This is a genomic window from Pontibacter oryzae, from assembly GCF_003576375.1.
Lineage (GTDB): Bacteria > Bacteroidota > Bacteroidia > Cytophagales > Hymenobacteraceae > Pontibacter > Pontibacter oryzae.
The window spans coordinates 873022-888879 of the sequence record NZ_QWGE01000001.1; the positions used below are offsets into that span (position 1 = coordinate 873022).

The window sequence follows — 15858 nt, forward strand, 5'->3', positions numbered from 1 at the left end:
TGAAGTTACACCCTTTTCGTGAAATTCTAAAAATTTTAGCGTTTTAGCAAAATCTCGTATTTGCTATTGTTGGTGGGGTCGGTCTGCGATAAGATGGTGTAAGCCTGCTGCTTCTGGGCCGGGGTGGCTGTTTTGAACATGTTTGCCAACTCATCAGCCTTGGCATCGAAGAACGCGCGAAGTATGGCTGCATTGGGTTTCTGCTGCTGCAGGCGCTGGATGCCCGTTAGCATGCCAAGCACGTTTTGCCGGGCCTCCTCAGGCTTCTCGGCCATTTGGTCCAGCCCCTGGCGGTGCATGGTGTAAATCCCTTCCCGGAACGGCAAAAACTGCGGATCCTGCACGTTATCGATCAGCCAATAGCGGTTACGGTTACTGTCGAATGCTTTCCAACCGGCGTAGCCCGCCCCTTGTGAGGAGGCCACGTTAAGTATGGAACGAGCCTGGTCGAAAGCGGCGGCGCCACCTAAACGGCCAAAGCTATCGTTATCCATCCCGATGATCATGTAGGCGTAAAAAGCCAGCATCGATGACAGGTTGGAAGTATAATTGTTCTCTGCGTAATCCAGCGGCTCGGCATTGCTGAAACGAAAGGTCCAGTCTTTATCGATAAAGGAGAAAAGTGTGGATTCGTAGCCTGTGCCATAGGCCGGCCTAACAGAAAGCACCTGCACGTTGGCTTTAAACACGCCGATTTCAGGCATCTCCGTCAGGTTGATAAGCAGGCGGCACTTTATGCGCTCATCGGCGCGGTATTGTTGGCTGGTCCAGCGGCGATTGTTCATAAACTCGAAAACGCGCGTCTGCATATCCGTGAACAGTTGCCGGTCTGTATACTGTACTTGCTCGCTGTTTACCACTACATCGCACTGCAACTCCTGCGCGCTGGCAGGCCAGGCAGCTATGAGCAGTATAAGCAAAACAAGTAATTTCCTAGCCATGTAGTCGTTTCCAGATTAAGTCTACAATATCCTGTGCCACTTCACTTTTAGGTTTTAGCTCAAAAGTATGCGTGGCCTCTTCCTCAATAATGGTGATCTTGTTCGTATCGTGTGCAAACCCAGCCCCAGGATCATTCAGCGAGTTAAGCACGATCATATCAAGGTTCTTTTTATGCAGCTTTTGGCGGGCGTTGGCACTTTCGTTATCGGTTTCGAGGGCAAAGCCTACCGAGAACTGCCATTCCTTTTTCTGCTTGCCGAGTGCTGCCGCGATATCAACGTTCTTAACCAACGTTATCGTCAGTTCGTCGCCTGCTTTTTTTATCTTTTTATCCGCAACGGTCTTCGGTCGGTAATCGGCAACGGCGGCGGCAAAAACCCAGACATCGGCGGCCTCGGCGCGCTTCTGCATGGCTTTATACATTTCGTTGGCAGTGGTTACCTGAATAACGTCGATGTTGGCGTGATGCGTGCGCTGGTTGGTTGGCCCGGAGACAAGTTGCACCATGGCCCCCTGCTGCGCAAAGCACTCTGCTAATGCGTAACCCATTTTGCCCGTCGAGTGGTTCCCGATAAAGCGCACCGGGTCTATCGGCTCGTGCGTTGGCCCTGCCGTTAGCAGCACCGTTTTGCCTTTAAACGATTTTTCCGTCACCTGAAAAAAATTTCTGAAGCACTTGTACAATTTCCTCCGGCTCGGCCATGCGCCCCTGCCCTACCAAGCCGCTTGCCAGCTCGCCATGGCCAGCCTCAATCACCCAGTTGCCATAGCCTTGCAGTTTCCGGAAGTTGTTCTGCACCGCAGGGTGCTGGTACATATCCAAATCCATGGCCGGGGCCACAAAAACCGGGCAGCGCGCCGACAGGTAAGTGGCGCTAAGCAAGTTATCGCAGAAGCCGTTAGCCATTTTGGCCACCGTGTTGGCGCTTGCCGGAGCTACCACCATGGCATCGGCCCAAAGGCCCAGGTCCACGTGGTTGTTCCACACGCCGCTCTCGTCTCTCACAAACTGGCTAAGCGCCGGCCTTTTAGACAGCGTGGCGAGTGTAAGAGGGGTTATAAACTCAGAGGCAGAAGCAGTCATGATGACCTGAACTTCTGCCTCTGCCTTTACGAGTAGCCGGACAAGCAGCGCAGCTTTATAGGCTGCTATGCTTCCGCATACTCCCAATATGATCCGTTTACCTTTCAGCATTCGCCTGAAGGTGTTACAGGTTGATCTCCTCCTCTGTTTCTTCGTCTGGCTTTCTTACGTACACCTTCTTCTCCAGGAACTCTTCAATAGCGAGGTTGGTTGGCTTAGGCAGGCGCTCGTAATACTTAGAGATCTCGATTTGCTCACGGTTCTCGAAAACCTCCTCCAGATTGTCTACAGTAGTAGCAAACTCAGCCAGCTTAGAGTTTAATTCCTCTTTCAGCTTAACGGCTACCTGGTTAGCTCTTTTAGAAATTACTGCCACAGACATGTATACGTTGCCGGTTTGCTCTGCAAAATCGGCCATGTTGCGGGTAACGATTGATGATGGAACTGATGCCATATATAGTATACTTTATGAATTCTGTTTATTTGATTCTCTAATGGTAGCCAAGGCAGCCTGCACGGCATCGTAAGCGCGCTCAGCCTCGCGGCGATACTTGCTTTCCGGGTACATATCTACAAACGACTGGAAATAGTCTACTGCTTGGTCGTAACGCTCTTCCTGCTTGTCCGGCACGCTTTCTTGTGCGAAACGGTACTGCGCATCAAGTCTTAAGTAAGCGGCCTCCTCGGCGTACGGCGACGAGGCGTGCTCTTGCAGAAAGTTATTCAGAGCCACGGCGGCTGATCTCCAGTAACGCAATTGGTAGTATAAACGCGCCTGGTTAAAGTCTTTCTTATCGAGTTTCAGGTAGAGTTCTTCGATGATTCTATTGGCCTCGGGCACCAGCTCACTTTGCGGGTAGCGCACCAGAAACTCCTCATACGCCTCTATGGCCGTAACGGTTGGCGTCTGGTCTTCCTCGTAGCTCGGCGACTGCTCATACAACGACTGTGCCTGCATAAACATGGCCTCCTCGGCTAACGGGCTACGCGGGTACGTTGTAAAGAAGTTGCGGAAATAGGCATCGCTCAGGATGTAATTGCCCTGCATGTAGTGCGCCTTTGCGCGGTAGAACTGCGCTTTTTCTGCCTCTTCGGTACCGGCCAGCAGGTCGGTTACCTGGTCTAGTAGCTGAGAAGAGCGGTAATATTCCTCTTGCTCATAATACTCCAGCGCAGCCTGGTACTTCTTGCTTACATCTGTGCTTTTCAGCAACTTTTGGAAGTTACTGCAGCCAGTAGCGAGTAGCAACAGGCAAAAAAGTGCGATACTATGGAAAAAGCCTCTATTCATGAACAGGCAAAATTATAGAATATCCGATTGATTTACAAAACAGAATGCGTAAAGGTACCAGCTTTCTTCCTGTCCCGCTAATTTTTCTTCTTTGGGGCCGGTTTCTTACTGTTGGCCGGCGCTTTTTTAGCCGGGGCGGTTTCTTTCTTGACCGGGGATTTAGGCTTGGCCACCACTTGCTCTTTGGTTGGCCTTAAATCTGCCAGCCAGGCAAAGCCCTCCAGTTGGCGGGCATCCTCTCCTAACTCGTGCGGCGGAATAAAACTGGCATCCGGCTGCACCAGAAACGAGATTGTCTTGAGTTTATTTTGCCCGAACTTGAGCACCATATCACTGCAGATGGCCTTGTTCATGCCCGTCAGGGTTGTATCTCCCTCTAAGGCAAAGTATAAGCTCTCGCCGTTGCCGTTAACATTTACCCGAACAATATCGCCCTCGGTAAAAAAAGCGGTCATGTCGCGGCCTTTCACTTGGTTGTAATTCTTAAGCGAGTCCTCGGAGGCAATAAAGGCGTTGGAGTACATGTACATGCGGTCGATGGTCTTGTTGCGCAGCTGTATATGTATAGTATCAGAAACCAGCTGGCTCTTATCGTTCCAGAGTACTGGCTTCACGTTCATGTGCATAATTGAGTCGGTGCGGTTATAGCTCAGCGAGTCAGCCTTCCCCTGCAGGTCAGATTTGAAGATTTTAACGTTCGGGTAAGCAAAAATCATACTTGCCGTTCTAGCGCCCTTTGCCTCCTGCGAGTATAAAGTATCGGCGGAAAGATACAAGGTATCGGCATCCATGATGGTTTCCATCACGGGGCGGCCATGCACCTTCGCCTCTCCCCTGTCGCGCCAGTAGCGGCCCACTTGCCCCCGTATCGTCACGTCATCCTTCAACGATTTTAGGGCCACGTTTACCTCAGCCAGGCCGTAGCCCCGGTTTTGGTCATAGTATAGCTTGTCGCCGCTCAGGCGATATTCCTTGGTAAGTATGTAAGCGTTGCGGCCAAACCGCGATATTTTGGTGATGGTGTTATACGTTCCCTCTTCGGCGTACAGGTCGCCCTGCTGGCCCTGGATAAACGTTGGCCCCTGAAAGTATACTACCTTAGTGAGCGTGTTATACCGCATGTTCTGGGCCACAATGTTATAATCTGCAGTGGTTACATTAACATCCTGCTGAAAATCAAACATCTTGGTCTTTGTATTATAAGAGCCACGTTTGCTCACCAAGCGGTTCTCCGGATCCACGATGGTGCCGCCCTCGGTATATGTAGCGGTGCGGGTATTCAGGTTGTAATCCAAGCTTGGCGTGGTCAGGGTCATGCGGGGGTCGCGCATCACTACGTTGCCGGTGATTCTAGCCGAGCGGGTGTCGCCGTTGTAAGTGGCCTGGTTGCCGGTGATGTTCACGGTATCGGCCTGGTTTATGCGCACGTTCCCAAAGGCCTCCAGCACATTCTGCTCTTTATACTGATACACGGAGTCGGCGTAGAGCGTGCCGTCTTTCTGCTTAAAGATCACGTTGCCGATCAGCTTGTCGATGCGCTGGCCGTTAAACGTACCGCCGATCAGGCTGTCTGCCTGCTGCAGATCAACAGGTACCCTTTCGCCCTGTCCCTGCTGCTGCTGCTGCTTCTGCTGTGCAGGTGGTTGCTGGGTTTGCGGCCGGGCTTGCTGTTGAGGGGCAGGCCGCAGTGTGGCGGGTTGCCTCTGTGTGCCGCTTTGCCCAAAAACGGTGGCCGCCATCAGGGTAAAGACAAGAGAAAAGAGTATTTTTGCGTTCTTCATTTATCAATAAGATGTTAGATGCTAGATACTAGACAATAGACTTTTCCTGATTTAAGTATGATTATCAGAAAGCCTAAAATCTAACGTCTAATATCTAAGTACTTTATAACATCAAAATTAGAAAAAAATTACCAGCCGCTGCTTTATGCTTCAGAAAGTTTCAAGTTTCATACAAACGCGCCAACTGTGTGCGCCCGACAGTAAAATATTAGTAGCCGTTAGCGGCGGCATCGATTCGGTGGTGCTGTGCGAGGTACTGCACCAGCTAAAGTATGCATTTGCCGTGGCGCACTGCAATTTCGGACTGCGCGCCGAGGATGCCGAGGCCGACCAGCTGTTCGTCAAAAAGCTGGCCAAGAAGTATGACGTTCCTTTTTTTACGGAGAACTTTAACACCAGCGCCTTTGCCGAGCAGGAAAAGCTATCAACACAAATGGCGGCCCGCACGCTGCGCTACCAGTGGTTCGAGCAGGTGCGCCAGCAGGAAGGCTACGATTATATTGCCACCGCGCACCACAGCAACGACCTTACCGAGACCATGCTGCTGCACCTGACCAAAGGCACTGGCATTGCTGGCTTGCATGGCATACCGGCCAAGAATGGCTACATCATCCGCCCGCTGCTAACGGTTACCAAAGACGACATTTACGAGCTTGTAACGGAGCGCAAACTGATCTGGCGCGAGGACAGCTCTAACATCACCACCAAATACCAGCGCAACAAGATCCGCCACGAGGTTATTCCGGTTCTAAAAGAGATCAACCCAAGCCTAGAGGGAACCATGCAGCACACCGCCGAGCGTGTGAGCCATGCCGAAAGTATAGTGGCTGCCTACATCGAGAACCTGCGCGAGCAAAGTATAAAAGAGGCAGAAAACGCCACTTATATTTCGTTGGTGCCGCTGCAAAATGCCACGGGCCTGCCGGTGGTGCTGCACGAGCTGCTGCGCCCGTACAATTTCAGCTACAGCGTGGTGCTAGAGCTGGTTGATTCCCTGGAAGGCCTATCGGGAAAGCAGTTCGACTCGCCGACCCATACTTTGGCAAAAGACCGCGACCAACTAGTGATTACGCCCCGCAACCTGAGCAGCTTCGGAAGTATACTTATACAGGAGGGAGATACCACGGTAGAGGCCGGAAACCACACGTTCAGCATAAAGTATGTTGATGCCGACAAGTATAAACTCAACACCAAACCGCATGTGGCTGCCCTCGATGCCGAACAGCTGCGCTTTCCGTTGAAGCTGCGCGCCTGGCAGGAAGGCGACTGGTTTGTACCCCTAGGCATGAACGGCAAGAAAAAAATCAGCGATTTCCTGATCGATAAGAAAGTACCGGCCAACTTAAAAGGCCAAACGCTGGTATTAGTATCAGACCAGTCTATTGCCTGGGTCGTGGGCCAGCGCCTCGATAACCGCTTTAAAGTAACAGACAAAACTGAGCGGGTAGTGGAAATATCTATAGGGCGTAGCTCGTAGTACGTATCAAGTATCACGACGCCTACAGTGCGTATTTTACGATTAAAAAAAGTCATGATACCTGTGTCGTGATACTTGATACAAAAACGAAGTTTTTATAATAGAATTTTCTAATTTTACAGGAGTTAACCGAATCTCAAACTAAAATAAAACCATATCCGACAATGAAAGTAACCGTAGTTGGAGCAGGTAACGTTGGGGCTACGTGCGCCGATGTGCTGGCTTACCGCGAAATCGCGAACGAAGTAGTACTAGTGGATATTAAAGAAGGATTTGCTGAAGGCAAGGCTCTGGATATCTGGCAGAAAGCGCCAATTAACCTATACGATACACGCACTGTAGGTGTAACAAACGATTATAGCAAAACCGCTGGCTCTGATGTAGTGGTTATCACATCTGGTTTGCCGCGCAAGCCAGGCATGACCCGCGATGACCTGATCTCTACAAACGCTGGCATCGTGCAGTCTGTAACCGAAAACATCGTGAAGCACTCTCCGGATGCTATCATTATTGTGGTATCTAACCCGCTGGATGTAATGACGTACGCAGCGCACATCACCTCTAAGCTGCCACGCACCCGCGTAATGGGTATGGCTGGCATCCTGGATACGGCGCGTTACCGTGCATTTCTGGCTGAGGAGCTGAACGTATCTCCAAAAGACATCCAGGCAGTACTGATGGGTGGCCACGGCGACACCATGGTTCCGCTTCCGCGCTACACTACTGTGGGCGGTATTCCGGTAACCGAGCTGATCTCAGAAGATAAACTGAACGCAATTGTTGACCGCACCAAGAACGGTGGTGGCGAATTGGTAAAACTGATGGGTACTTCTGCCTGGTATGCACCAGGTTCTGCAGCTGCCCAAATGGTGGAGGCTATCGTGCGCGACCAGCGCCGTGTGTTCCCGGTTTGCGTGAAGCTTGAAGGCGAGTATGGCATTGATGGCGTATACCTTGGCGTGCCAGTTATACTTGGTAAAAACGGTATCGAGAAGATTATCGAGCTGCAGCTGAACGAAGACGAGAAGCAACTGCTTGAAACTTCTCGCGGCCACGTGAAAGAGGTAATGGATGCGCTGGACAATATGTCTGCCAAAGCGTAAGCTATCCTATACTTAAAAAGCAGCGGGTGCACTTTTAACATGAAGTGCACCCGCTGCTTTTTTTATACTTGTCAATGGGCAATCCAGAGCTGCGCGATGGCAAACGATAGCACCGAGGCAATAAATCCAAACATAAACACACTGTAAGCCACGCGCAGCTTTCTGTACTTGCGTTCCAGAATTACACCCAGGTTATAGTTATCCCGGATCAGGCTGCCGTAAAGGAAATCGGAATCATCCATTACCCGCTTCAGAGCCCATTCATATTCCTCCACGGGCATGCGGTGGTAATTGCCAAAAAACAGCAGGTTGGCTCTTTTCTTCTCGATGTCCTCTTTGTTAAATCGCCCCTGCGTGAGTTTGGGCAGGGTAACAAGTATGGTGAACACAACCGTGGTGAGTGATGTGGCCGTCAGGATAACGGCAGGCACGATCAGGCGCGGCTCCTCCTCCAGTTTCCGGAAAACCACCGAAACCAGCAACGATACGATAATGGAACTGATGGTAAGCAGAATCTGTGCTTTGCTGTCGGCCATATCGCTGAGGCGGATGTGGTTGCTAGACATAACCCGGAACATGGTTTCCACGCCACGCTCGGTTTTCTTGGGCTTCTTCTCCTTCTTCTCTTTTTTATCTTTGGCCGCTGGCTCCTGGGCAAAGGTATGCTCTGCTTTCAGGAGTTGTTGCAGATTATCCGCTTTGCCCTCCTGAAGAGCCTGGCGGCAGAAGTCGGTGTGGTAGCAATGCCGCTCCAGAAACTGTATACTTGCCCGGTTCCATACTTCCTCCTGCAGCTCCCGCTCTGTACGGAGCTCGGTTTCCTGGCGTACCTGCTCGTTCTTATTTGCAAAATCCAACGTGCCTAGATGGAAAAGGTCGGCATCGCAGAGGATTTGCGCCGGCAGCGAAGCCGGCCGCTGTGGCATTTTGGTGGCAAGTATACATTCCTTCACTTTGGCCCGAAGCGCTTCAGAAGCCTGCTTCTCTGACAGGAACGCATCGGCCAGTTCAGCGCTCTTTTCCTCATGATCCTCCTGGTGGGTAAACAGATAGCCTACATCATGAAACCACGCTGCAATTTTAACGGCCAGGTACTCCAGTTCATTCAAAGCATAGTGCCCTGAGATACGCTCTGCAGCAGTTACCACTTCCTCGGTATGCTCCACGCTGTGGTAAGGCAACACGCTGGTTCCATGTGCCTGAAAGAGCCCACGCACGTGCGCCGCTGTATCAAGGATTAACTTTATTCCATCCATCTCAAAAATCTGTGATAACTCTAGAACCGGAAGCCTACCGAAAAGTATGGCAACACACCATCCTCCGAAAAACCAACCACACCATGCAGCAGGATCAGCTCGGCCGGGGTTACATAAAAACCGCCTCCAAAGCCATCGTGCCAGCCACTAGATTTCACGCCGTTGCTGGACCACACGCGCCCTACATCGTTAAATCCGATTAAGCCCACCGACCCCGGAAACAGGAAAGAAGTAAAGTCAAACAGCTTCATGCGCAGCTCCAGGTTGTGGTAAAGCATCTGCTCACCGGCAAAACGGAAGTTGCGGTAGCCCCGCAGGTTGTTGGTGCCGCCAAGGTACAGTAGCTGGAAAAAAGCAGGATCGCCGAAGGTGCTTCCGCCGCCTACGCGGTTTGCCACCACCAGCTTGTCCGACAGGCTAAAGTATACTCCAAGTTCGGACTGCAGGCGGCCATACTTGTTCTCGCTGCCGTTAAACTGTGTGATGCCCCTGAGGCTGGTGTTCCAGTAAATGCCTTTGGATGGCGATAATGTGTTATTACGGGTATCAAGGGTAAAGCCGCCTACTAAACCTCCGTAGTAGCTGGTTGTAAACAGGTTTTCTTCAGGGTTTTGCTCGCTGAACACATTAATAAAACGCCCTTCGTTATCTTCCGGCTCCATGCTGAAAAACTGGCTGGTAACGCCGGCATACACCTTAAATTTAGGAGCAAGCTGGCGTTGCAGTGTAGCCTCTGCATTCACAAAATCATAGCGGGTGCGGTAAAAGCGAATAGGTCTATCTGTTTCCTTGATAAACTCAGTGCCATTGCCTACCCCAAAAAAGTTACTGGTATTGTTCGGCGCATTTGCATCCAGTTGCAGTGCCAGATCATACTTACCAATCAGTTTCGGGAAATCGCCCTGATAACTGCCAAAATAAGCGTTGGTTGCCAGCGCATGCCCCAGCATGAAGCGGTGCTTTGCGGCATAAGGCTCTCTGCGGAAACCGTGCTTGATATACTGAAAACCTGCTCCCAGCAGTACGCCGTCGTCCAGGTTATAGCCGATTGTGGCCAATGGCATCAGCACGTTATACTTAAAACTACGGCCATCATAGTTGTTCACAAGGGTGTCATTGGCAAGTTTAAGTTTGGCTAGGCTGCCTTTTGGCACCTGGTTATCATCATCTTTGCGGTCGTAGATCAGTAACCTGCGCTTGTTCGGGAAATTTTTAGCTACCCGGAACGTATCAGCTTTGCCGCCGCCAATCAAGCGCACTCTTATATTTGATTTGGTCTCGCCTTCTACAGTAAAAAGGTCCTCGTCGCCACGGCCATACAAGCGCAACTCTTGGGTAACATCCGGGGAAAACGTGCGCTGCATCAGTAGCTTATCGCGGTTGCCCTCCTTTTTAATTTTGTATACTTTCAGATCGATGTTGCCGCCGGGCAGGTAGTTCAGGTTAAACTCCTCGTGCTTGTCGGAGCCGGCAATGTCCACTTCGCGCGCCAGGAAACGATAGTACTTCATTGCCTGGTTTTCCAGGTCATCGCGCCGCGCAATCATTTTGCGGGTGATCTCCTCTCCTGAAATCGCATACACAGGCTTGGGCATACGTTTTACGGCCTGGGCAATAAGCGCATCGTTCAGTTGCTGCTGCACATAGCGTATTTCCTTGCGCCAGTCGTCCTCGCTCAGGTAAGTCAGGAAGTAGCGGTCGAAATAGCGGGCATTAAAGTTGTAGCCCTCCACATCCCGTATCTCGGCATCAAATCCTTGGAACTTGGGCATGATCCACTTGCGGGAGCCGATCTTTGGGATAACGCCTTGGTTCGTGAAGAATACCTGGTCGCGGTCGCGGGGGATGGGGTCGTAGATTTTGTTGCCCTCTTCATCCTCGCGTTGGCGCCAGCGCCACTGGTCCTCGTGCCGGTCCCAGTCGCCTATAACAATATCCAGGAGGCGGGCACGAAGCACGGCACGCTGGTCAACGCGGTTGTCATTGTCCTCTTCCAGTTCATCTAGCACCTTCTCGGTATTATCTGTATCCAAGCCGGGGTTGATAGGCTCCCGTTCTTCAAACAAGTATACCGCGTTGGCATACTCCTTTCTATACTTACCCAACGCCGGATCATCAGGAAGATAAACTACGCTCGGGTTGGCATGCGGTACTTGCAGAGCCTCGGCCAAAGGCGGCACTACTAAAGCGGCAAACGGATGAGAAGCCGATATCTGGTCTTGCACGATGACTTTTGCCACCGTAGGGCGCAGGTTTTCCGGCAATGCTTTCTCAGGATCTTTCTGGATGGTTCGCAGCACCCACTCTTTGCCGGTAGCATCCTCGAGCCGAAGCGATTTGGTTTGCTGCCCGCCGCCACGCTCTGTAATGCGCAGGCCGCCCTGCTCCTGGCTTAAGTGGAACACGCGCATTTTAACAGGTGTAGCCCAAATTTTTCGGTAGTTCTCTCCAAACCAGAAGCGGTGGGCTTTCTTTACAGAATCATACTCTGGGGCAATTGCCACCGTTATACTATCCTGTTGCGGTATGTTTTGTGCCTGGGCCAAGGTGAAATAACTGCCCATTAGCAGTAGGCCCAACGTTAGGCGTAGTTTTATAGTTGGTGTCATATATTCTGTGTGATTGCCAAGAGTATACTTGGCTAAAGCTAAAGGGTTATGCGCAGGCGCACGGCTTTTAAGCCTGAAATACCTTGCAGCGGCTCCAGCTCCAGAAATTCCGGTGCCGGTTGCAGCTTCCCTTCCTCTATTAAGCGCTCATACGCAGCCGTATACATTTTAATTTCCTGCTCGTTGGCATATACGATGCAAATGGTTCCGGGCTGAGTCAGGCGCTCTTCGCTGTGCAGCAAATGCACCTTATCTATCCGTTTTTTCATCACCTCGTACCGAATGCTGTAGGCACCGTCTACATCAAAAATCCGCTCATCCCTTCTAAAGCTCAGGTTGATTTTGTGCAAGTGTACAAGTATAAGCTGCGTAGTCTGGAGAGGATACGGCAAGTATGGCTGCAGGTTATATACGGCTTTTGCCATATTAAGGATGGATTGTAACTGCCATTGGATGATCTGGCGAATTCCCTGGCTTTCTTCGTATTTTATTTCCGGGGAAATTGCACTGCCTACATACAGGTTATACTCGAGCCCATCCGTCTGGAAACGATCTATGTAATAAGGTATAAGGCCTTTCAGGCTACGCTTCTCTTGCACCAATACGCGCTTCAGGGTTTTGTTTACCTCCAATATACTTTGGTCATACTCATTTCTTGAGGCGTAAAACATACTAGTGGCATCTTCTAGTTGCGCTTTAAGGTGGTTTGCCGCCTCTGGCTGTACGTTATGGTTGAGAAGCTGCGCGATGGTGTGCTGCAGATGCTCACTTACCTGCGTTTCCACTTCCAGGTTCATCTCTTTATCAAGCTGGGCCAATAAGGCTGCCGTGGTTTTGCTTTCAGCTTCCATGCTTTCCGGTAAGAGCGCATGCAGGTGTTGCAACTGCTTTTTAAAGTCGCTGGCGGTGGCCTGCAGGCGTAGCACGCTTGAGTTCTTAACGTCAACGGCAGCGTAAAAGGGCGTTAGCTCATCGAACCGCACTGCAGGAGTAGGCGCCAAGTCTTTGTTGCCCTGGGTCACTTGCCGCAGCGCCTGCCAGGCCGCATCCCTGAATTTCCAAAGCACGGATGGGTGGATGGCAGTATAGCGCTCCAGGATAAAGCTGTTCATAACCAACCGAAACTTATCCTGCAGGTAGAGCAGAAACTCACGGTACATGGGCAAAGCTCTTTCCACTCGGTGCCGCATGGTCATGTCCACAAAATCCGGTTCGGTACTACCCAGCTCAATTACGCCTATCAACTCGCTTTGGTGGTACACCGGAAAGAAAGCCATACTTCTAAGCCCATACTTGTGCAGGTAGCGCGCCACGTCATCATCCTCGTTGCCCGTGATGATATCGTACGAGATGTTGTTGTGCAGCAACTGGTGATTGGCACAGAAAGAAAACAAAATTCGGAAGATATGCTCCAACTCCTCAGGGGTGTGGTGCTCACGGAGCTGGCTAAACACGATGCTGGTTGTAGAGAAAGTGTCGTGGTAGACATATTCCTTATTTACCTTCACCAAGGGCATAAACCCTAAACGCGCTTTATCTGTGCCTAATAACGACGAAGTAGCTGCCATGACTTGTGCGAGTATATCTTGCTCAGGCAAAGCGTGCAGGTTCACGATAATATTGTTCAGGCGCAACAAAGACTCTTCCTCTGTTTCGTCTTTTAGCTTAAAAATCAGGAAACCCTCTATTACAATGTTACTGAGTGGCAGCGGAACCGCTATCAAATTCATACTTTTGATATTCCCGCGGGCATACTCCAGCCATTCTTCCCTCATTTCAGGTTTATCGCCTTCCCAACGGATTGTAATGAACTGATGGTTGCTAACAAGCCGGTAATAGCGCGCACAAACCTGGCAATGGTCTTCCAGTGTCATATACTCTACCGGCTCCGCGCCAAATGTTTCATGTGGAATCTCGTAGCAGTGGTGCAGTACTTGCCGGTAAAGGTTTTGAAGCGCTTTTTCCTCTTGCTCGGCTTCGTCGGCAGGCTGTAGCTTCAGGGCCTGCGTTTGTTCTTCCAGCACCAGTTCGGCAAATGCCTTGGAGTAGGAGAAAAAGCGCATCGGCGATGGTGTGCCAATCGCAAAGAGCAGGTTTTGGTCTTCCTCAAAAGGATATACATGGTTTAGCTGCAGCAACTCAATCAGCTCTTGGTGCCCGGCAAGTATACCCCAGTCAGTAATTGGTTTTATTAGGCGCTCATCGCTTTTAATCAAGCCAATGATGCGTTGCAGGTACGTCCGGTAAATTTGGTTCTGGCACTTTTGCAGCTGTTTTTCCAAAAACTGCAGGTATTGTGCAAAGCTCAGCTCCCAGGCCAGTGCCGGAACCGGCTCCTGAAGGCGTGGCTCATTTATACCTAGTATTTCCATGGCGTTCTTTCGAAAATTGATAGCCTTTAAGAAAACAGCATTAAAGTATGTATGGGCGGCTACACTTTTGCCATACGGATCTGTTTATGTAGAGTAAACAGCGCGGCAAGGCTTTGGTTAGGGCCTTAAACCAAGAACGGCCCCCTTTGTTCGAAGGGTGCCGTTCTCGGTTTAATCTTTTTGGCTGGCCTGGAAGAGCTTCTGCTTCTCTTCTTTGGACAGGCTTTCGTAGCCGGAGCTCGATATTTTATCTAAAATGCGGTCTATCTCGTGCTGACTTGGGCTTAGCGGTCCGCTGTTGGGCTTAGTGCCGTTTGGCTTGGCAGTGCTGCCTGTGCTAAAGCGCCGGTGCGTTATTTTCAGTTTGGGCTTTCGTTTGAAGAGGTTGCCGAAGAAATCCGTTACGGCAAGCACCGGCCGGCCCATGTCGTTGCCGCGTTGCAGTTGCTTTATAAAGAGCCAGCCTATAAAAGCGCCCCCAATGTGCGCAATGTTGCCGCCCGCGTTGCTGCCGATAGCCCCCGAAATGGAGAGCAGCACCAGAAACGCCGCAATATACTTAATCTTCACCGGCCCGATCAGGATGAGGTTGAACGAGTAGTTCGGAAGCAAGGTGGCAGCCGCCATCACAATCGCCAGCACGCTTGCCGAGGCCCCGATCATGGTGCCGATCACCATGCGGTCCGCGAAGTATGGAATAAAGTTGTAGCTGAGCAAGTATAAAACCGCCCCGGCAATACCACCCAGCACATACAGGCTCAGCAGCTTTCTATCACCGACGTACTCCCGGATCAGTTGGCCAAACCAGTACAGGTTAAGCATATTAAAGATGATGTGCAGGAAACCTTCGTGCGTGAAGAAGTAGGTGATCAGCGTCCAGGGGTGCGTGGCAAAGTATAGCGGGGAAGAGCTTATGGCCAGGTTACTGAAGATTAGCGCATACAGCCATTCGCCGCTGGTGATGAACAGGATCGTGCGCAGCACAATCAGCACCACAAACACAATCACGTTGATGAGTATGAGCTGCTTAAGTATATTATTGGGCTGCCGGAAAGCAGTTTTTATATCGTCGATTATACTCATTATGCCTTAGTAGTTTCTGTAGTCGTTTTGTTGCCACATTCTTACCATTATATACGCGAAGAGCATTCCCCCGAGGTGTGCAAAGTGTGCTACGTTATCTCCGGGTACGCGGTTAAACCCGGAGTACAACTCAAAGAGCCCGTAAAACAAGACAAAGTACTTTGCTTTAATCGGGACCGGCAAAAACAGCAGCATCAGCTCGAGGTTAGGGAATAGCAGGCCGAAGGCCATCAGGATGCCAAAAACGGCACCCGAGGCGCCAAGCATCGGACTGTTAAATGCCCGCCCAAACACAAAGCGCACGGCTTCTTTGCTTTCTTCTATATAAGTAGTGTTATCCGGGTTGCGCTGGTAAGCCACCGCAAACTCTGTGTTATACTGCCCCTTAAAGTGGTCCTCCATATAATTGTAGAAGCCCATTGGGGTTGGGTTTTCTATGTAGATGCTGGTTTCCTCCTCAAGCCCATTCAGCTCATAAGCCCTTACGCCAGAATATAGCAGGCTTGCCCCCAAACCGGTTATCAGGTAAAAAGCCAGCAAGCGCTGCGGCCCCCAGAAGCGCTCCAGCATGGGCCCGAAGATGAAAAGGCTGAACATGTTGCTGAACAGGTGCCCCCACCCGCCATGCATAAACATGTGCGTAAACAGCTGCACCGGCCTGAACATGTCGGAGCCAAAGTAATGCAGGGCAAACGTCTCGATGCTTACAAGCCCGCTAAGCTGCAATAAGTAAACGACCACATTGATGATCAGGAGGTTCCTGACCATAGGGGTGATATTGAACATGCGCGTTTCAGTTTTTGAAGTATAAGCCAGGCTTTATCAAACCCATGCTTTATACTTTAGCTTATATTGACTCT

At 50.8% G+C, this 15858-nt stretch carries 13 protein-coding genes; 2 read left to right on the top strand and 11 right to left on the bottom strand.

Features of this window, described 5'->3' with window-relative positions; translation table 11 throughout:
* Nucleotides 1-35 precede the first annotated feature (35 nt).
* The 6 genes from porD to D1627_RS03635 form a co-directional block, all read right to left on the bottom strand.
* Nucleotides 36-941 (bottom strand): type IX secretion system protein PorD, encoded by a 906-nt coding sequence (gene porD / locus D1627_RS03615; protein WP_119430822.1) that lies wholly within the window; start codon nucleotides 939-941, stop codon nucleotides 36-38.
* On the bottom strand, nucleotides 934-1596 hold the full coding sequence (gene coaBC / locus D1627_RS18630) for a bifunctional phosphopantothenoylcysteine decarboxylase/phosphopantothenate--cysteine ligase CoaBC (RefSeq protein ID WP_317125190.1): 663 nt from the start codon (nucleotides 1594-1596) through the stop codon (nucleotides 934-936). The genes porD and coaBC overlap by 8 nt, the downstream gene beginning before the upstream one ends.
* Complete coding sequence (locus D1627_RS18635) at nucleotides 1577-2137, bottom strand: flavoprotein (RefSeq protein ID WP_317125191.1); 561 nt, start codon at nucleotides 2135-2137, stop codon at nucleotides 1577-1579. The genes coaBC and D1627_RS18635 overlap by 20 nt, the downstream gene beginning before the upstream one ends.
* A gap of 13 nt (nucleotides 2138-2150) precedes the next feature.
* Complete coding sequence (locus D1627_RS03625) at nucleotides 2151-2480, bottom strand: DNA-directed RNA polymerase subunit omega (protein ID WP_119430823.1); 330 nt, start codon at nucleotides 2478-2480, stop codon at nucleotides 2151-2153.
* A gap of 12 nt (nucleotides 2481-2492) precedes the next feature.
* Entirely contained in the window at nucleotides 2493-3317 is an 825-nt protein-coding gene (locus D1627_RS03630) for an outer membrane protein assembly factor BamD (RefSeq protein ID WP_119430824.1), read from the bottom strand.
* Nucleotides 3318-3394: 77 nt separating this feature from the next.
* Entirely contained in the window at nucleotides 3395-5098 is a 1704-nt protein-coding gene (locus D1627_RS03635; RefSeq protein WP_119430825.1) for an OstA-like protein, read from the bottom strand.
* Nucleotides 5099-5243: 145 nt separating this feature from the next.
* Here D1627_RS03635 and tilS point away from each other — a divergent pair, with 145 nt between their 5' ends.
* Nucleotides 5244-6575: a tRNA lysidine(34) synthetase TilS gene (gene tilS, locus D1627_RS03640; protein ID WP_119430826.1), complete on the top strand. Its 1332-nt coding sequence runs from the start codon at nucleotides 5244-5246 to the stop codon at nucleotides 6573-6575.
* 164 nt (nucleotides 6576-6739) lie between these two features.
* Complete coding sequence (mdh, locus tag D1627_RS03645) at nucleotides 6740-7678, top strand: malate dehydrogenase (protein ID WP_119430827.1); 939 nt, start codon at nucleotides 6740-6742, stop codon at nucleotides 7676-7678.
* A gap of 71 nt (nucleotides 7679-7749) precedes the next feature.
* Here the strand turns inward: mdh and D1627_RS03650 are convergent, their stop codons facing one another.
* From D1627_RS03650 to D1627_RS03670, 5 genes are all read right to left on the bottom strand, one after another.
* The gene (locus D1627_RS03650) at nucleotides 7750-8934 is read right to left on the bottom strand and encodes a Pycsar system effector family protein (protein WP_119430828.1); all 1185 of its coding nucleotides are present in this window, start codon (nucleotides 8932-8934) and stop codon (nucleotides 7750-7752) included.
* 20 nt (nucleotides 8935-8954) lie between these two features.
* Nucleotides 8955-11543 (bottom strand): BamA/TamA family outer membrane protein, encoded by a 2589-nt coding sequence (locus tag D1627_RS03655; protein WP_199688366.1) that lies wholly within the window; start codon nucleotides 11541-11543, stop codon nucleotides 8955-8957.
* Between the two features lie 38 nt (nucleotides 11544-11581).
* On the bottom strand, nucleotides 11582-13915 hold the full coding sequence (locus D1627_RS03660; protein ID WP_119430829.1) for a hypothetical protein: 2334 nt from the start codon (nucleotides 13913-13915) through the stop codon (nucleotides 11582-11584).
* A gap of 171 nt (nucleotides 13916-14086) precedes the next feature.
* A complete protein-coding gene (locus D1627_RS03665) occupies nucleotides 14087-14998 on the bottom strand; it encodes a rhomboid family protein (protein ID WP_119430830.1) in 912 nt (303 codons plus the stop codon).
* Nucleotides 14999-15004: 6 nt separating this feature from the next.
* Nucleotides 15005-15784 (bottom strand): rhomboid family intramembrane serine protease, encoded by a 780-nt coding sequence (locus D1627_RS03670; RefSeq protein ID WP_119430831.1) that lies wholly within the window; start codon nucleotides 15782-15784, stop codon nucleotides 15005-15007.
* Nucleotides 15785-15858: the final 74 nt, after the last annotated feature.